This window comes from Thermobaculum sp. T2p (assembly GCF_059335935.1).
Genome location: NZ_JANZYQ010000020.1, coordinates 58,690 through 75,854 on the forward strand (window position 1 = coordinate 58,690; position 17,165 = coordinate 75,854).

A 17,165-nucleotide genomic window follows, 5' to 3' on the forward strand; every position below is an offset into this window, starting at 1 on the left:
CCCTACTCCTCAACTGTTTTTAGAGCTATAGCCACAACGCTTGCTATTGCTGTATCGCGAGAGTGAGTGAGACTTATATCCCAGCTTTGTATTCCAAGCTCCTTGGCTCTATTCAAAGCTCTACCGTAAAGATGCAGCACAGGTTTACCTCTATGATCTGGTACAACTTCTATCTCCTTCCAACCCACTCCACGCATCCCGGTCCCCAAAGCCTTCATAACCGCCTCCTTAGCAGCAAACCTAGCAGCAAGTGACAACAACTTGCGCGAGTACAGATCCCTTTCTCTAGCAGTATATACTCTATTCAAAAACCTTTCTCCCCAACGCTCCAACGCTGCTGCTATACGAGGGACCTCTACTATATCAATGCCACAATATGGAATACAGTAACTCTCAATATCTTTCACAAGCACTCCAAGTTTAAATTCTACTTAGTTTCCTCAAACAATCCGACTAAGCGCCTCTCACGATTGAGCTTTCTTGCCTCGGGATCTGGTGGTTGAAATTTAGCTAGGAACTGCTGTCTATAATTCTCAAACTCCCCTTTTAGGATGGCCTCTCTGGCGCCATCCATCAACCTGACAAGGAATCTAAGGTTATGGGTAGTAGCCAGGGTATAAGCTAGCAGCTCTTCGGCTCTAAAGAGGTGATGAAGATACGCACGCGTAAAGTTACTGCAGGTATAGCAATCACAATCCTCCTGTATAGGATTGAAATCCTCTTTAAATTGCGCATTCCTGATATTCAACCTGCCAGTTGGCACGAGAAGGGCTCCATTACGCGCATTACGTGTAGGCAAAACGCAGTCAAACATATCTACACCCAGAGCAATGCCGTTCAGCAGATCCTCTGGAGACCCTACCCCCATGAGGTAACGAGGCTTGTCCATCGGAAGTATAGCGGTCACGATCGAAAGAGCTTCAAGCATTTGCTCCTTGTCTTCACCAACGCTAAGGCCACCTATTCCATAACCTGGAAGATCCATGGAGGAGACAAAGAGAGCACTTTCTTCCCGTAGATCAGGCCATATTCCTCCCTGGACTATTCCAAACAAAGCCTGATCAGGGCGTGTTTTAGAAGCTACGCACCTTTCGAGCCACCTGTGAGTTCTTTCCATGGCCTCTTTGACATAGCTCTTATCCGCAGGATAGGGAGCACACTCATCGAAGGCCATGATTATATCTGCACCCAAAAACTCTTGGTATTTAATCACGTTTTCGGGCGTAAATAGATGCTCGCTCCCATCAATATGGCTACGAAATCGCACCCCATTATCTAGTATCTCTCTTCGAGAAGCTAGGCTAAATACCTGAAAGCCTCCACTGTCTGTAAGTATAGGCTTGGGCCAACGCATGAAGTTATGTAGTCCACCCGCTTTTGCTACTATCTCTACACCAGGGCGAAGGTAGAGATGATAGGTATTGGAGAGCACTATTTGAGCCCCAAGTGCGTCTACATCTTCAGGCTTCATAGCCTTGACAGTTGCCTGGGTACCTACGGGCATGAATACTGGAGTTTTTATGTCCCCATGAGGAGTAGTCAATCTTCCAGCTCTTGCAAGCCCATCTATAGCATGAACCTCAAAAGAGAACTGGGTATGATCGATATCCATAATCCTCCCTAGATAATGAGCATTGCGTCCCCAAAGGAGTAGAATCTATATCTATTCTCTACAGCTATCCTATAGGCATTCATAATGTGTTCATAGCCGCCTATCGCAGCTACCAGCATCATAAGAGTAGACTTAGGAAGATGGAAATTGGTTATCAAAGCATCCACTACCTTGAACTGATAGCCTGGCTTTATAAACAGATCCGTCTCCACCCAAGCACCTGTCTGGCGTCTTACAGCAGCATCTTCCAATGCTCTGACAGAGGTAGTACCTACTGCTACTACTCTATTGCCAGCACTACGCTTCTCTTCAAGGTATTCAAGCAAACCCTCCGGGATGTAATATCTTTCAGAGTGCATCTTATGTTCTTCGATACGCTCCGTCTTTACAGGCTGAAATGTCCCAGGACCAACATGGAGAGTTATAAATCTTAGTTCTACTCCATAGTCCCTTAAGCGGGATATCAACTCCTCAGTGAAATGCAATCCTGCTGTCGGCGCAGCCACAGCACCAGGGTCACGAGCATAGACAGTCTGATATCTCGAAGCATCGCCATGAAAATCATGTATGTATGGGGGCAATGGTATCTCACCATATTTGTCGAGGTTCTCGTGTACTTCTTGTGGTAACCTAATAAGCAATAATCCCTCTGGCAGCTTTTCTAGTACCTGAACGTCGAGATCTTCGGCAACAGTAACCCTCTCTCCAATCTTCAACCTTCTGGCAGGTCTCCCCATGGCCTCCCAGTCGGTATCTTTAACATGCCTAACCAGCAAGAACTCAACGTTGCCACCTGTCTGCTTTCTACGCCCATGCAATCTAGCCGGGATAACACGCGTATCATTGAATACTAATACATCTCCAGGCAATAAGTATTTGGGCAGGTCCCTGAATATAGCATGTTCGATCTCACCAGTACGTTTACTAAGCACAAGCAGTCGTGATGAATCCCTCGGCTCAACTGGTGTTTGAGCTATAAGCTCAGGCGGTAGATAGTAATCAAAATCCTGCAACCTCATAAGCTAACGTCCCAAAATACGCAAAATTATATTGATTATTACTGTAAGTACAATGCTAATCACTATGCACGAGACTATAGGTACGTAGAGACTAAATCCATCCCTGCTAAATCTAATATCCCCAGGAAGTCTACCAAACGGCAAAAATGAGCCAAACACAGCTATGATAATCCCTACTACTAGCAAGAATAAGCCAACAAAAATAAATATCTTGGCCAGCTCACTCATCGGTCTTCGTCGTTCTCCCAAAGAGTAGGTTGTTCTATGTTATTTTCTGTCTTGGACTTACTTTCTGGATATGGTATGGACAAGTGGTCATATGCCCTTCTGGTAGCAACTCTACCTCTAGGTGTGCGTTGTATGAACCCGAGTATCAGCAGATAGGGTTCATAAACGTCCATTATAGTATCTGGTTCCTCTGAGATGGACGCTGCCAGAGTCTCGAGCCCTACAGGACCACCATCAAATTTCTCTATTATGGCAAGAAGTATACGCCTATCGACTTCATCAAGACCAAGCTCATCCACTCCCTGTATATCAAGCGCCTTGCATGCAGTCTTATGGTCAATTAAGTGATCAGCCCTTACCTGAGCGTAATCTCTTACCCTTCTCAAGAGTCTAATAGCTACCCTAGGAGTGCCTCTGCTACGGCGGGCTATTTCTAATGCTCCCTCATCTGTGACGCCTACCTTGAGTATATTAGCAGCCCTCTTCACTATGGCCGCCATCGAGTCGATATCCTGATATTCAAGCCTAAAGATATCCCCGAACCTACCTCGTAGTGGAGAGCTGAGCAAAGCCAGCCTGGTGGTAGCACCAATGAGTGTAAAAGGAGGTAAAGGCAAGGTGACTGTACCAGCATTAGGGCCCTTACCATAGACGAAATCTACCTTAAAGTCTTCCATAGCGGAGTAGAGCATCTCCTCAACAGGTCGAGGTAGTCTGTGGATTTCATCAATAAATAGGACTTCAAAAGGCTGTAACTTAGATAATATAGATGCTACATCACCGGGTCTTTCTATAGCAGGTCCGGATGTAGAATGTATCTTTACACCCATTTCGTTGGCAATAATCGTAGCAAGCGTAGTCTTGCCTAAACCTGGTGGACCGTAGAGCAATATATGGTCTATGGCCTCTCCCCTTGCCTTAGCCGCCTCGATGATAACCTTGACCCGGTCCTTTATTTGATCTTGCCCGATATATTCATCTAGTCGCTTGGGCCTGACCGTGGCTTCCTGTATGTCGTCTTCTGGATATTTTGTAGGATCGATAGCACGTTGCAGCATGATTTAGTCTCCAGTGTTACTAGACAAATTATATCAACCTACAAGCTTCAACTTTACCAGACGGTTATAAAACTATCTGGAGGCTCTACCTGCTAACAAGGTAAGGTAGCCAGGTTCTTTTGGCAAGATCTGAATTCTATACGTGGATTTTTGAAGGGTGTAATTAGATTTAGCGGCAACTATTAAGAATGGTTCGCCCTTGAGCTCTTGTGCTGAAAGCTCATAGATAGCCTTGCCATCCGCGCCAGCATCTACCAATACATACCCTTTGGGATTGTTAGCATCTAGGATAATCAGACTATATCTACCTGGAACATAGGGTCCGCTTAGAACCCACCCTTTAGCCTGCCAATCGTTAGGACTTTCCATATTATCGTAGAAACCTATCTCAGGTACACGCACTCCATCCACAGCCATACCTGCCGAGTTGTACCCATCGTCTGTAACATACTCAAATCTTAACAGGATCTTTCTACCTGCATATGGAGTAAGATCAAAAGTATCAGTAATCCATCCACCACTCTTGCCTGTGTAACCACTTCCCAGGTTGTTTCCACTTGGATTACTGGTAGTAGAGTGCTTTCCACGAAGTGTAGTCCAGGTTCTGCCGCCATCACTAGATACCATTATGTAGCCATAGTCGTATCCTTTCTCTATGTCATACCAGAGATCCACTTGCAGAGTGGCTCTTTTCACCCTTGTAAGGTCTACCTGACGCGTTAGAGTACTATCTAACAAGTCACCTCGATTACTGTACCAGAATTTCTGGCCGTTCTTGGGAAGCACAGGCAACAAAGGTACCCGAGGATCCGCATCAAAAAACACATAGTAGTCCGATGTATTTTGGGGTAACTTGTAGTAGTCAGCACCCCACTGGTTGATATTGGTTATTAGATCAGAACCAATGCTCAAAGAAGCATATCTTACATTGGGTTGATCAAATCTATACCCAAATATCTTATTGCCCTTGATATCCACTAAATTGGCTATGAGCCATTGAGGGTAGACCTTAGACCAATCGTATCCATAAGCAGATAAGGTTTCAGATAAAGCTAACAAGCCTGGATACTTAGACCTTATTATATGCCTGAGAATATCGGGGCCAAATCTATACGCCAAGTAAGACATAAGTCTATATGATTGCCCATAATGAGATAAGGACTCATCTGGATTGCTGCTCCAACTACTTAGCTGTATATCAGGGTTATTAGCGAAAGACTTGCTAGTTTCTGAAGGAATATGTCCTGAAAGCTCCGAGGCGTACTCAGACATGCCTTCATTTATCCATACATCTTGGTTGGCATGTTGATACCAATGGATCATATGCTGAAACTCATGTGCAAGTGTAGAGATGAAGGAAGGGCTACCCGGGTTAGAATTAATATAAATTATCTCATGTCCATTGCTATATGGACTGACACTACTGAGGTATTCGTCATTGCTGGAGTAATAGCCACCAACACCTGGAATATTCCCTATGAATATAACAATCCTAGAATCACCATCTATACCAGGCCTCCACTCGGTTCCAAAGACCGACCTTAGGGTTGGTATAAGAGATTCAAATTGATCCGCAGCTTGCCGAAGATCAAACTCAGAAAACCCTACCCCTTCCTCAACAAACCAATATGCATTAGGAGTTACGAGTTGAAGTACCGCCTGCTTCCGTAAGTAGGAGTTACTCTCTTGATTTAGCACCCAAAAGCTTTTCCTTATACCTACACGCCAACCCTTAGTACTGTTGCTAGTGTTATTCACCTCCTGAACTAACCCTAGGCGAGACCTCAACAGATCTAGCTTCCTCGCAGGGGGAACGGAGAATTTAAGGATTTGCTCATTCGAGATATCTTGAATGGTCCAACGCGAACTACTGAAGTCGACATTATTGGGATTACGATCGTAAGGGGAAATACCCAGAAGACAAATTACGCAAAAACCGATGAATATAATTCGCAGCTTAAAACTAGAGATAATCACCGAAGGTTTCCTGCAGTTTGATGAAGCGGGTAGTCATCGACATCGCAGGGATTGTAGCAAAAGAGTTATCCTTAGACAACAAATAAATAGGATTCTAGAGTGAGCCATCCAAGATGCCCTTCCACTGTCTGCGCCCCACATCCGCAGGCCTTCTGCTGCGACAGGAAGTCAACCATCACTGATCCAGCAGCATCTAGGGCATTGCACATCAGCATCACTCTGGGCATATACTCTCACCGGATGGTAGATATGGACGTGGAGGCTACTAGATGCATGGAAGCACTCTAGGCTAGCCCAAGCCAAGAGGCCCCTTCGAACCTCACCGGTCGAAGGGGCTATGTTTGAACTCCAGGTAGCACTTGGGGGTTCCTTGGTCGGGGCGAGAGGATTTGAACCTCCGACCTCACGGTCCCGAACCGTGCGCGCTATCCGGGCTGCGCCACGCCCCGGCAAGGCTAATAATAGCAAAATTGTAGTCCTGCTTCCAGTCACGGGATCCCACTGGTCTTGTACAGGTTTTGGAGCCTTTGATATACTTATCAATGCAGACGCGGCCTCGTAGCTCAGAGGATAGAGCAGCGGTTTCCTAAACCGCGTGTCGGGGGTTCGAGTCCCTCCGGGGCCGCCAAATCCTTCCTGAGGAGATCCATGCAGAACAACTCTCTCATTCCTGAACGCGTCCTCGTTATAGTGGCTCATCCGGATGATATGGAGTTTACCTGTGGAGGTACCGTAGCTAAGTGGGCTGAAGCAGGTTCAAAGATATGCTTGGTACTTGCCACGAGTGGCGACAAAGGTACAAAAGATAGGAGTAAGTCTCCTTTTCACATTGCCGAAATCAGAGAGCAAGAGCAGAAGAAAGCTGCAGAAGTATTAGGTATATCAGAGGTCATTTTTCTTCGTCATCTAGATGGCGAACTCGAAGTTACTATGGACTTTCGAAGACAAATCAGCACTATCATCAGGAAATTTGAGCCTAATGCCCTCATCACTCACGATCCATGGAGAGCTTACCAAATACATCCTGACCACAGGGCAGTCGGCATGGTGAGCATTGATGCAATAGTAGCCGCGAGAGATCATTTATACGTCCCCGAACAACTAGTGGCTGGTTTAGAGCCACACCACACTTCCCATGTGTTTCTGTTTAGCACTGATAGCCCTGACCATCTGGAAGATATCAGCGACTTCATGGATAAGAAGATAGAAGCTCTAGCTTGCCACCATAGCCAGCTGGGACACCTCCCCAATTGGCAATCCAGAGTAATACAGTGGGCAGAAGTTACCGGAGAGCGTATAGGCGTGAAGTACGCCGAAGCTTTCAAGCATATAGAACTGCTATAGTTTTGGTATACCTGCTCTCCTTGCTAACCTCTCCGCACTTCTAACAAGAAGGTTAGTATAATACCTGCCGAATATATTACTACGCGAAAACCATAGAAACATAGCTGCTGGATCAATCAGCCATATCTTGCGCTGTTCATCTACCACAAGGTTGTTTGAGCATCTTATATCATGCATACACCATCTAGGTGGTCCACCTATGACATCTGGTAACGAATTAGTCTCCGCTAGGCACATCTTTATAGCCTCAACCAAGCCCAGCAATTCATCTCTAATAATCGTCAATTCTCTATCTCCCAGCCTAGACAAAGGTGTACCATTGACTTTCTTCTGGATAACTAGGTTTACAGGTTTGCCACTAGAAGTTCTAGACCTTACAAAAAAGCTCTGAGGCACTCTAAAATACTTGGCAGCTATTGAATGTTCGTTAGCTTGTCGAATTAACCAGCTCAGAGGCTGATTGTATCCAAAATAAGGCTTAGCTACCTTAACAACATAATCCTTGTTATTCGTAAGTTCCCACACGTCGTTGAAGAAGCCTGAGCCTAAGCGTGATTGGAAAGAGTCACAAATACATGCTAGGTCTAACTTTTGAGGTTCAGGAGGATAGAAATCCAAAGTTACTGCACCTCGTATCTCTATATTGAAGAGGAAGTCTTGAAGTCAAAGACGTCCAAAGCCTTTCTAGCAGCTTCTTGCTCAGCCTCAGATTTGCTTCTCCCCTCGCCCTGAGCAGAAACATCGTTTACTTTTACTTGGACTATGAAATTATCTTGAACTGGAGGTGCAGCAATAACTGTGTAAATGGGATTTGTTCTATATAGTCTGTGAGACAGTTCTTGAAGGCGTGTCTTGTTATCCTTCACATCAAGCCAATGCTCTAGCTCTTCTTTGCTAAGACGTAGTAAACGAAATACAACAGACCTACATGTTTCTAGATCTGAATCCAGATACACCGCTGCAATTAGCGCTTCCAGAGCATCAGCCAGCACGCTTTCAGATTGGTTACTACCAGAAAGTCTTGCGCCTTTGCCCAGTAAAATAAAATCTCCTATACCTAAAGTACGAGATATATCTGCAAGGTTCTTTCTACCAACAAGATGAGCTCTAGCTCTAGTTAGAATACCCTCACTAGCCCTTGGGAACAGCCTAAACAAAGCCTCCCCCACTACGAATGAGAGGATAGAATCACCAAGAAACTCAAACCTCTCATTAGTCTCTGCCCTTTCCAAGGACTCATTAGCAAAGGATCTGTGGGTAAGAGCTGTCTTGAGCAGCTCTATGTTCCTAAAACTATAACCCAACCTCTCCTGAAGAGTAAGGAAAGAATCGCTTGAGCTCATACTTACCAGTTCTTATTCTTTCTTTTCCTGATTAGGCTCATCTAGGTCAAGGCTATTTATAAACTCTCTGAATACTGCTAGGCGCTCATTGTCTACATCCGAGATCTCAGAAGACTCTTTCTCAGGTTCCGGAGACTGAGTCTCTTCTTGTTCTACAGGCAACACGAAACCAGCTTGATCCATGACGTGATCTTCAACGTAAATAGATGCATTAGACCGGATAGCCAAGTTAATAGCATCGCTGGGTCGCGAATCAATAAGCAACTTCTTACCGCCCTGATCTATCTCGACGAGCGCAAAGAAGGTCTGATCCCTAAGATCATTAACGATTACCCTCTCTACCACACCTCCCATCTCCGTAATTATAGAGGTCATAAGATCGTGGGTCATAGGCCTTGCTATTTCCCTGCCACCAAGGTGAAGAGCTATTTGGTGGGCTTGATATGGATCTATCCATATAGGTATGACCCTGGAGCCTCCCACCTCTTTAAGGAGGACTACATGTTGTTCATTCACTACGTTAATGCGGACTGCTTGAATAACTGTCTCGATCATAGCCGCCTCTCCTCCGACTAGCCCGAATACCTGACGTAAAGCTACGACAAAACTGGTAATGATACAAACCCTCTAATAGCTAAGTGTACACTGCTTATCTTCAATCCTCCAGGGATAGGCCCTATCCTGCTAACTGGCCAGTACGAGAAAAACGCCTTACCTATTATGTCATTTAGTGAGACATAACCCCAACTTCTAGAATCACTACTATGATATCTATTATCACCTAGTACAAAAAACTTCCCGGCCGGCACCTTCCAGGTGTTCTGAGAGAAAGGCATTGCTTCGGTTGTAACACCATGGACATAAGGTTCTGTAAGCTTTCTGCCATTGACCCAAACAGAACCATCGACTATAGTTACCGTATCACCCGGGACGCCTATTATCCTCTTTATATAATCCGTGCCAGGTTGAGCGTTAGTAGCATGAAATACTATAACGTCACCTCTCTGTGGAGCTCGAAATAGATATACATCGCCTGTACCTGTTTCTGGACCAAGAGCTATACGAGCTAGAAGGGAATCCTTATCTACATGCCAGTACAGAGCTTTGTTTACTAAAACGAGTTCGTTGTTCAGGAGGGTAGGGTACATACTCTCTCCTTCAACTCTAAAGGACTGCACAACGGCTCTGACACCCACGAATATAACTATGGTCAGTATCAGAGTCTCTAATAATTCCCTAGCAAAGCTACGTTTTTTAACAGATCCAACTTCGCTTTGGCTTACTTCTGTCGAAGTAGCACTATCAACATCTCTTTGCACGATCACCCCACAAACACTGAAATTGCAATCTCTGTATGGGATTCTAAATCTTATCGGATCTAAGTACAAGGAACATCTAAAACAAAAGCAGGAGTTTATTACTCCTGCCCAGACAATTCAAAACAAAATTTAGTTACCGGGACTAGCCTTTGAGTTCTTGGCGCTCCGCAGTCTTATCTTCCTCCAGCTCTTTACCTGTAAGATTGTCCTTAAACTCCCTTATACCTCTACCAAGAGCCCCACCTACCTCTGGCAACTTCCCGACACCAAACACAAGCATCACTATTACTAAGATGATTATAAGCTCTGGAGCGCCTAAACCGAATGGCATCTGTTTTTCCTCCTGACTTCCTAGACTAATTTTACTACGAGAGCGCCACGCTCAGCAGAGATACAGCTACAAACACCACAGCTAGGACTATTGTGAGTTGGAAGAGAGTCTTCTCTAGCCCTCGCCTAGTGTGATAAATTGAACCCGGATCTCCACCGAAAGCACCACTGAAGCTGCTACTCTTACTTTGCATTAGAATAACAACTATCAAAAGTATAGAGACTATAATCTCAGCTATCTTTATAGATGTTTCCAACTCTATATCCTCTGCTCGGCATTATAACAGGGTAATAATTTCTAATCAACCATAGCAGGAGAAGCCATCATCACTAGCTCGGCAAATTCTTCCGCCTTGAGACTAGCTCCTCCTACCAGAGCCCCATCAATATCTTTCTGACCAATGAATTCTCTGAAATTACCTCTATTGACACTACCACCGTAGAGTATTCTAACATTCTCTTGATTGAGCCCATATGAACCAAGTTGCTCTCTTATAAACGCTGCCATATCCTGAGCATACAGAGCTGAAGCAGCCAGACCCGTTCCTATGGCCCAAACAGGCTCATATGCGATTACGATTTCATGGTCCCAACCATCAGAAAGGACAGCAGAGAGCTGATTACTAACGATCTCCTTGGAGATTCCTTCTTTGTACTCCTGCTCCAGCTCCCCAACAGCTAGTATAGGGACCATTCCTGCTCTGGACACAGCTCTAGCTTTCCTAGCTACTATTTCATCAGTTTCTCCGATAATATGTCGCCTTTCAGAATGACCAACTATGACGTAGCTGCACATCTCACTGAGCTGCAGTGGAGATATCTCTCCTGTGTACGCACCCCAATCCTCCCAAAATGTATCTTGAGCTCCGACAAGTATCCCGGTTTCCCTAACTAAACTTGCCACTCTTTCAAGCCAAACAAACGGGGGGCAAAGAACAACCTCAACATCCGTCACGGATGAAACTCTTGATACGACAGAGGATGCTAAAGCCTGAGCCTGAGAGGAATTGGTGTGCATTTTCCAATTACCTGCAACTAGAGGTTTACGCATTGTTATCCTCCAGAACTGCTATACCAGGTAACTTTTTGCCCTCCAGGAATTCGAGCGATGCACCTCCCCCAGTAGACACATGATCAACCAAAGAAGACATGCCTGAGTTCTCCAAAGCAGATACCGAGTCTCCGCCCCCAACAACAGTAAATCCACTACAATTCGCGACAGCCCTTGCTATTGCGTAGGTTCCGTCAGCAAAACTCTCGGTCTCAAATACTCCCATAGGACCATTCCAAAAAACGGTAGAAGCAGTCGCTATAACACTAGAGTAGTTTTCGATCGTCCTCGGCCCTATGTCATATATGGACTTATCTTCCGGCACTGAGTTAACCCCAACTATTTCCTTACTATTAGTATCTTGCAAACTAGTAGCAACTACTACATCAATAGGCAACTCTATTTTTTGCTCGCTTAGCAGTCGTTGTGCAGTATCTATCATGTCCGCTTCCACTAGGCTCTTACCTACCTTCAACCCTTGGGCTAGGAGGAAAGTATTGGCCATTGCTCCACCTATAAGCACCTTATCAACGCGTGGTAACAGATTCGAGATGACTCCTAATTTATCCGATACCTTGGCCCCCCCCAAAATAGCCACAAAAGGCCTATTCGGAGATTTTAGAATACTGGTAAGGACCTCGACTTCCTTCTCCATAAGCAGTCCGGCGGCTGAGGGTAACAGTTTTGCTACGGCCTCGGTACTCGCATGTGCCCTGTGGGCGGAGCCAAATGCATCGTTCACATATACGTCTGCTAAGCTCGCGAGTTGATGTGCAAATTGTATATCGTTCTTTTCCTCACCAGGATAGAACCTAGTGTTTTCTAGTAGAAATACTGAGCCTTCTCCGGAGTTTTGTATAACTTGCCTTGCTTGTTCAAGATCAAGAGGAAGCAACTGAACAGGCCTGCCTAATAGATCGGAAACACGGTCTACAACAAGAGCCATGCTGTACTTCGGATTGAACTGCCCCTTGGGCCTACCAAGGTGGGAAGCTAGAACCAGCTTGGATGCCCCTAGCTCAAATAATCTTGTCAGGGTGGGTATAGCTGCCCTGATACGGGTGTCATCCAGAATAACACCCGTATCAGATAATGGGACATTGAAATCCACGCGGACTAAGACTGTCCGCCCTTTTACATCTAGAGATTCGAGTGTGCGCATGCTAAGCCATGCTCGCAGCTATCATAGCAGCAAGATCAGCCACCCTGACGGAATAGCCCCACTCATTATCGTACCAGGAAATTACCTTGACCATCTTTCCGCCTATCACCATCGTAGACAGACCATCGACTATCGTGGAGTGAGTGTCCTCTTTGAAGTCTGATGATACCAGAGGTTCCTCGGTATAACCTAGAATCCTACTCAACCTGCCATTCGCTGCCTCTTTAAAGCTACAGTTTACCTCTTCGACAGTCACATCCTTCTCGACCTCCACTACGAAGTCTATTATGCTAACCGTCGGGGTAGGTACACGTAGTGAGAAACCATCGAACTTACCCTTAAGCTCTGGCAGAACCAACCCCACTGCCCTAGCAGCACCGGTGGTTGTAGGTATAATGTTAGCTCCTGCAGCTCTGGCTCTACGAAGATCTTTATGAGGAGCATCAAGTATCACCTGGTCATTAGTATATGAGTGGATGGTGGTAAGAAGGCCACGTACGATACCGAAATGTTCTAGCATAACCTTCGCGATTGGAGCTAGAGCATTGGTAGTACATGAGGCGTTCGAAATTATATTGTGTTTGTTAGGGTCATACTTATCATCATTTACCCCGAGAACAACGGTTATATCCTCATTCTTGGCTGGAGCAGTTATCAAGACCTTCTTGGCACCTGCATCAATATGAGCTTTCGCACGAGCTCCATCGGTCCCTACTCCAGAAGACTCTATGACGAAGTCTATATCCAAATCTCCCCAAGGCAGCTTAGTCCAGTCTCTCTCAGCGAAAACAGATATCTCGAGGTCATCAACTCTAAGCTGACCATCCGATGCCCATATCTCAGCTTCGTATCTACCATAATTAGTATCGTACTTTAGAAGATGAGCTAAGACATCGCTACTGGTGAGATCGTTTATGGCTACAATTTCTATGTCATCGGGATAATAAGTACGTATAGCTTTAAAAACCTGTCGACCAATTCTCCCAAAACCGTTAATAGCAACTCGAGCCACCAGTTTCCCTCCCTAGTTTTTATATAGATAATTTTTGATCAATCGGTTTATAGAAAAAACACTTAGATTGCGGTCATTATAGCAATCAGCAAAAGAAGAAAGGGAGGGTAAATAATAATTTCTTGAAGAGAATCGTCACTAACTGTTATAATACGTCAAACGGAGTAAGAAGTAAGAAGGGAAGTGGGGCAACCCACTTTTTTATTTATATAAAAAGTTATACAAGGTGATTTGGTCGGAGGGCATATGAGAGGCGAATTCTATGCAGCCATCTCCCAGTTAAGTCTTGAAAGAGGCATCCCTAGAGATGTGCTTATTAAATCAGTAGAAGAGGCAGTTAAAGCTGTATACCGTAAAAACTACGATGCCTCCGGTGACATAGAGGTCAAGATAGATCCCAACACCGGACAGGCGACTGTCTATCGTGTCCTGCAAGTAGTGGAAAATGTCAAAGATCCCAAGACCCAGATAAGCCTAGCGGATGCAAAGAAGATCAATAAAGATGCCAGGATAGGTAGCACCATCTATCAGGATGTTACCCCCGATACCTTCGGCCGAATCGCCGCTCAGATGACTAAGCAGGTGATGCTGCAGAAGATTCGAGAGGCTGAGCACGAAACAATATACAAAGAATTCGGAGACAGAGAAGGAGAACTGGTAACAGGAGTAGTCCAGAGAGTAGAGAACGGCTTGGTTATAGTCCAGCTAGGCAAAGCAGAAGCTATTATGCCCAAAGCCGAGCAAGTAGAAAGCGAAAACTACAAACCTGGTCAGAGACTGAAGGTACTACTGCTAAAGGTTGTTAAAACACCCAGGGGACCTCAGCTCATTGTCTCCCGCAGGGATAAAAATCTTCTAAAGAGGCTATTTGAGATAGAAGTTCCTGAGATATATAACGGGTCTGTAGAGATCAAGGCCATAGCAAGAATACCCGGAGTAAGATCGAAGATAGCGGTGTCGGCAAGGCAACCTGGGATTGACCCTGTGGGTAGCTGTGTAGGTGTCAGAGGTACCCGTGTCCAGAATGTAGTAGACGAGTTGCAAGGGGAGAAGATCGACATTATACAATGGAGCGATGACCCAGCTACTTTTATAGCTAGGGCACTGAGCCCTGCACAAGTCAACGAAGTAATATTGGACAAAGAAACCAAAACCGCTACTGTTATAGTGCCAGAAAAGCAGCTATCCCTTGCAATAGGAAAAGATGGCCAAAACGCTCGACTGGCTGCAAACCTCACAGGATGGAGGATTGACATTAGAAGCCCAGAAAATGTAGAGCATTTCTCTAGTTCCTCCACAGCAGTATCAGAAGAGCAAACAGACAGACTAGAACAAGACGTTTCAGCAGAAACTATATCCGAGTAAGACGTATTGCGTTTAGATATGCCAAAAAAGGGACAGATAATCAGAGTAAGAAGACAACCTCAGAGAACTTGCGTGGGGTGCAAACAAGTAGAAGGTAAGCGCACACTCATCAGGGTAGTGCGTCGTCCTGATGGTATAGTAGAGGTAGATCCTACTGGCAGGAAAGCAGGTAGAGGTGCATACGTACATCAGAGCCTTGATTGTATAGAACAGGCTATCGCAAGTAATGCACTTTCAAGAAGCTTGAAAGCAAATATAGGAGAAGAGGTAATATCTGAGTTGAGGAACCTTGCCTCTTCTGATGATTCGGAAGAAACTTAATAAGAGCAGTGTTTGATAATTAGTATGGAAAAGGGTTTGAAGGTTTTTAGTGATGGCAGATAGAGATTTGGATTTGGAGACAATTGAAGATCTGGAAGAAATACTTGAGGAAGACGAGGTTCCTGTAGCTAAACGTCCTAAGAGCAGAAAGGCAGGAGCTACCAAACAACCTACTACTCGAGCCGCTGTCAGGAGTAGAGAAAGACCTGTAAGGGGAGGTCCACAGGCGGGGAGAGCTGCTACTGCCGTAAGGGTCAGAAGAATCATCGAACTTCCTCCTACTATGACTGTCAAGGAATTAGCTGATTCTCTGGGAGTCAGTTCTGCTGATGTCATAAGGACTTTGATGCAAAACGGCATCATGGTAACTATCAACCAACAGATAGATTATGACACAGCGGAGATTATAGCTTCCGAGCTAGGCTACGAGACACGACTCGTTGTTCCTCAAACAGATGAGGAAAAACTGCTGGCCGAATTGGAGGAAGAGCAAAAAAGAGTATCTAAGGGCGTTCTCCAACCCAGGCCTCCTGTTATTACCGTAATGGGTCATGTTGATCATGGTAAGACCAAGCTGCTTGATACCATCAGAAAGACGAATGTAGTAGCGGGTGAAGCTGGAGGTATCACGCAACACATAGGTGCTTACCAAGTAGAGTACCAAGGCAGAAAGATAACCTTCCTGGACACACCCGGGCATGAGGCATTTACAGCCATGAGGGCACGTGGTGCCCAGGTAACAGATATAGTAGTGCTAGTGGTAGCTGCAGATGATGGTGTTAGACCCCAGACACTTGAGGCTCTAGCACATGCCAGAGCTGCCAACGTGCCCATAGTCGTAGCTATCAACAAGATAGACCGAGAGGGAGCAAATCCAGACAGAGTCAAGCAACAACTTTCAGAGCAGGGCCTCGTTCCCGATGACTGGGGTGGAGATACCCCATTCATACCTGTATCTGCTCTAACTGGTGAGGGCATCCAAGATCTACTATCTATATTGCTCCTAGTGGCAGACATGCGCGAACTCAAGGCAGATCCTACACGGTTGGCTGAAGGCACAATAATCGAGGCTCACCTAGACCCCAATCAGGGGCCAACAGCCACAGTACTAGTTCAGAATGGTACACTCAAGCCCAGAGATTTTGTGCTTGTCGGATCTGTAACTGGCAGAATCAGGGTAATGTTCGATGACAAGGGACAGAAGCTGAGGAAGGCCGAGCCTTCTACTCCAGCAAGGATCATAGGGCTAGAGGGGGTACCTGAGGCTGGAGATAAATTGCTCGTCGTCACCGATGAAAAACTTGCCAAGCAGGTTGCTCTCCAAAGGGCCAAGGCCGCTCAAGCAGCTGCATTGGCTAGTAACCGCCCAGCAACGCTTGAGGAGCTATTCAAGAACGCCTCAGATAGCAAAGAGAAAGAGCTTAACATCATCTTGAAAGCAGACGTGCAAGGTTCCATTGGAGCCATACAACATGCGCTCTCGCAGGTTCAAGAAGAAGGTGCCAAGATATCTATCATCTATTCAGGTACTGGAACCATTTCAGAGTCAGACGTGAAACTGGCTGCGGCTTCCAACGCGATCATTATCGGGTTTAATGTCAGACCTGACCCTGCCGCGCGCAAGACTGCTGAAGCTGAGAAGATCGATATCCGTTACTATAACGTCATATACAACTTGCTCGACGATGTAAAGGCCGCTCTAGCAGGTCTACTAGAGCCAGAATCCAAGGAGGTTATAGACGGCTACGCAGAAGTGAGAGCTGTATTCAGACTTCCTAATAAGGAACAAGCTGCTGGTCTCTATGTTCTAGATGGTAAAGCGCTTAGAAATAGCAGAGTCAGGGTGATTAGAAACGGAGCGGTCATATACGACGGAACAGTATCCTCTCTCAAACGCTTCAAAGATGATGTCCGAGAAGTGGCAGCAGGATACGAATGCGGACTCACTGTAGCCAACTTCAACGATTTCCAAGAGGGCGACCACGTAGAGTTCTATCATACAGAGCAGGTTAGTAGGCAATAGC

General features: G+C 45.6%; 19 protein-coding genes and 2 tRNA genes. 5 read left to right on the top strand and 16 right to left on the bottom strand.

Translation table 11 applies throughout. The annotated features are described in order from the left end of the window. Positions 1–2: 2 nt before the first annotated feature. The 7 genes from N2245_RS09955 to N2245_RS09985 form a co-directional block, all read right to left on the bottom strand. The gene (locus N2245_RS09955; protein WP_494536580.1) at positions 3–407 is read right to left on the bottom strand and encodes a holo-ACP synthase; all 405 of its coding nucleotides are present in this window, start codon (positions 405–407) and stop codon (positions 3–5) included. A gap of 20 nt (positions 408–427) precedes the next feature. Next, the gene (tgt, locus tag N2245_RS09960; protein ID WP_494536581.1) at positions 428–1,612 is read right to left on the bottom strand and encodes a tRNA guanosine(34) transglycosylase Tgt; all 1,185 of its coding nucleotides are present in this window, start codon (positions 1,610–1,612) and stop codon (positions 428–430) included. An 8-nt stretch (positions 1,613–1,620) separates the two neighbouring features. Beyond that, positions 1,621–2,631, bottom strand: coding sequence for a tRNA preQ1(34) S-adenosylmethionine ribosyltransferase-isomerase QueA (gene queA / locus N2245_RS09965; RefSeq protein ID WP_494536582.1), 1,011 nt, complete (start codon positions 2,629–2,631; stop codon positions 1,621–1,623). Between the two features lie 3 nt (positions 2,632–2,634). Next, positions 2,635–2,859 carry a DUF2905 domain-containing protein gene (locus N2245_RS09970; RefSeq protein ID WP_494536583.1) on the bottom strand — a complete coding sequence of 75 codons (225 nt, stop codon included), beginning with the start codon at positions 2,857–2,859 and terminating at the stop codon, positions 2,635–2,637. Beyond that, the gene (gene ruvB, locus N2245_RS09975) at positions 2,856–3,914 is read right to left on the bottom strand and encodes a Holliday junction branch migration DNA helicase RuvB (RefSeq protein ID WP_494536740.1); all 1,059 of its coding nucleotides are present in this window, start codon (positions 3,912–3,914) and stop codon (positions 2,856–2,858) included. The genes N2245_RS09970 and ruvB overlap by 4 nt, the downstream gene beginning before the upstream one ends. 75 nt (positions 3,915–3,989) lie before the next feature. Next, a complete protein-coding gene (locus N2245_RS09980; protein WP_494536584.1) occupies positions 3,990–5,705 on the bottom strand; it encodes a gluzincin family metallopeptidase in 1,716 nt (571 codons plus the stop codon). 560 nt (positions 5,706–6,265) lie between these two features. Beyond that, a tRNA-Pro gene (locus N2245_RS09985) sits at positions 6,266–6,343 on the bottom strand. 103 nt (positions 6,344–6,446) lie between these two features. On the opposite strand from N2245_RS09985, the gene N2245_RS09990 reads away from it, so the two are divergent. Both N2245_RS09990 and N2245_RS09995 read left to right on the top strand, forming a co-directional pair. Then, positions 6,447–6,522, top strand: a tRNA-Arg gene (locus tag N2245_RS09990). A 20-nt stretch (positions 6,523–6,542) separates the two neighbouring features. Next, a complete protein-coding gene (locus N2245_RS09995) occupies positions 6,543–7,238 on the top strand; it encodes a PIG-L deacetylase family protein (RefSeq protein ID WP_494536585.1) in 696 nt (231 codons plus the stop codon). Here the strand turns inward: N2245_RS09995 and N2245_RS10000 are convergent. The 9 genes from N2245_RS10000 to gap all read right to left on the bottom strand — a co-directional run bounded on the left by N2245_RS10000 (position 7,233) and on the right by gap (position 13,455). Beyond that, positions 7,233–7,856 (bottom strand): hypothetical protein, encoded by a 624-nt coding sequence (locus tag N2245_RS10000; RefSeq protein ID WP_494536586.1) that lies wholly within the window; start codon positions 7,854–7,856, stop codon positions 7,233–7,235. The two genes, N2245_RS09995 and N2245_RS10000, sit on opposite strands and share 6 nt — an antisense overlap. A gap of 20 nt (positions 7,857–7,876) precedes the next feature. Beyond that, positions 7,877–8,581 carry a ribonuclease III gene (gene rnc / locus N2245_RS10005; RefSeq protein ID WP_494536587.1) on the bottom strand — a complete coding sequence of 235 codons (705 nt, stop codon included), beginning with the start codon at positions 8,579–8,581 and terminating at the stop codon, positions 7,877–7,879. 12 nt (positions 8,582–8,593) lie between these two features. Continuing rightward, positions 8,594–9,136 carry a bifunctional nuclease family protein gene (locus N2245_RS10010; protein WP_494536588.1) on the bottom strand — a complete coding sequence of 181 codons (543 nt, stop codon included), beginning with the start codon at positions 9,134–9,136 and terminating at the stop codon, positions 8,594–8,596. 41 nt (positions 9,137–9,177) lie between these two features. After that, entirely contained in the window at positions 9,178–9,900 is a 723-nt protein-coding gene (gene lepB, locus N2245_RS10015) for a signal peptidase I (RefSeq protein WP_494536589.1), read from the bottom strand. 142 nt (positions 9,901–10,042) lie between these two features. Beyond that, entirely contained in the window at positions 10,043–10,231 is a 189-nt protein-coding gene (locus tag N2245_RS10020) for a twin-arginine translocase TatA/TatE family subunit (protein ID WP_012874869.1), read from the bottom strand. A 34-nt stretch (positions 10,232–10,265) separates the two neighbouring features. Beyond that, the gene (gene secG, locus N2245_RS10025; protein WP_494536590.1) at positions 10,266–10,487 is read right to left on the bottom strand and encodes a preprotein translocase subunit SecG; all 222 of its coding nucleotides are present in this window, start codon (positions 10,485–10,487) and stop codon (positions 10,266–10,268) included. Positions 10,488–10,528: 41 nt separating this feature from the next. After that, the gene (tpiA, locus tag N2245_RS10030) at positions 10,529–11,281 is read right to left on the bottom strand and encodes a triose-phosphate isomerase (protein ID WP_494536591.1); all 753 of its coding nucleotides are present in this window, start codon (positions 11,279–11,281) and stop codon (positions 10,529–10,531) included. Continuing rightward, positions 11,274–12,443, bottom strand: a complete 1,170-nt coding sequence (locus tag N2245_RS10035; RefSeq protein WP_494536592.1) for a phosphoglycerate kinase — start codon at positions 12,441–12,443, stop codon at positions 11,274–11,276. The genes tpiA and N2245_RS10035 overlap by 8 nt, the downstream gene beginning before the upstream one ends. A gap of 1 nt (position 12,444) precedes the next feature. Beyond that, positions 12,445–13,455, bottom strand: a complete 1,011-nt coding sequence (gap, locus tag N2245_RS10040; protein WP_494536593.1) for a type I glyceraldehyde-3-phosphate dehydrogenase — start codon at positions 13,453–13,455, stop codon at positions 12,445–12,447. A gap of 246 nt (positions 13,456–13,701) precedes the next feature. On the opposite strand from gap, the gene nusA reads away from it, so the two are divergent. Genes nusA through infB form a run of 3 tightly spaced genes read left to right on the top strand, consistent with a single transcriptional unit; the run spans position 13,702 to position 17,164 of the window. Next, positions 13,702–14,820, top strand: a complete 1,119-nt coding sequence (gene nusA / locus N2245_RS10045; protein ID WP_494536594.1) for a transcription termination factor NusA — start codon at positions 13,702–13,704, stop codon at positions 14,818–14,820. An 18-nt stretch (positions 14,821–14,838) separates the two neighbouring features. After that, a complete protein-coding gene (gene rnpM / locus N2245_RS10050; protein WP_494536595.1) occupies positions 14,839–15,141 on the top strand; it encodes an RNase P modulator RnpM in 303 nt (100 codons plus the stop codon). A gap of 52 nt (positions 15,142–15,193) precedes the next feature. Beyond that, complete coding sequence (gene infB, locus N2245_RS10055) at positions 15,194–17,164, top strand: translation initiation factor IF-2 (RefSeq protein ID WP_494536596.1); 1,971 nt, start codon at positions 15,194–15,196, stop codon at positions 17,162–17,164. The last annotated feature ends 1 nt before the right edge of the window (position 17,165 follow it).

Excerpts from the sequence above, each read along its gene's own strand:
- nusA (WP_494536594.1), top strand. The coding sequence starts at position 13,702 with ATGAGAGGCGAATTCTATGCAGCCATCTCCCAGTTAAGTCTTGAAAGA.
- N2245_RS10020 (WP_012874869.1), bottom strand. The coding sequence starts at position 10,231 with ATGCCATTCGGTTTAGGCGCTCCAGAGCTTATAATCATCTTAGTAATA.
- tpiA (WP_494536591.1), bottom strand. The coding sequence starts at position 11,281 with ATGCGTAAACCTCTAGTTGCAGGTAATTGGAAAATGCACACCAATTCC.
- queA (WP_494536582.1), bottom strand. The coding sequence starts at position 2,631 with ATGAGGTTGCAGGATTTTGATTACTATCTACCGCCTGAGCTTATAGCT.
- N2245_RS10010 (WP_494536588.1), bottom strand. The coding sequence starts at position 9,136 with ATGATCGAGACAGTTATTCAAGCAGTCCGCATTAACGTAGTGAATGAA.
- N2245_RS09995 (WP_494536585.1), top strand. The coding sequence starts at position 6,543 with ATGCAGAACAACTCTCTCATTCCTGAACGCGTCCTCGTTATAGTGGCT.
- rnc (WP_494536587.1), bottom strand. The coding sequence starts at position 8,581 with ATGAGCTCAAGCGATTCTTTCCTTACTCTTCAGGAGAGGTTGGGTTAT.
- rnpM (WP_494536595.1), top strand. The coding sequence starts at position 14,839 with ATGCCAAAAAAGGGACAGATAATCAGAGTAAGAAGACAACCTCAGAGA.
- tgt (WP_494536581.1), bottom strand. The coding sequence starts at position 1,612 with ATGGATATCGATCATACCCAGTTCTCTTTTGAGGTTCATGCTATAGAT.
- N2245_RS09970 (WP_494536583.1), bottom strand. The coding sequence starts at position 2,859 with ATGAGTGAGCTGGCCAAGATATTTATTTTTGTTGGCTTATTCTTGCTA.
- N2245_RS10035 (WP_494536592.1), bottom strand. The coding sequence starts at position 12,443 with ATGCGCACACTCGAATCTCTAGATGTAAAAGGGCGGACAGTCTTAGTC.
- infB (WP_494536596.1), top strand. The coding sequence starts at position 15,194 with ATGGCAGATAGAGATTTGGATTTGGAGACAATTGAAGATCTGGAAGAA.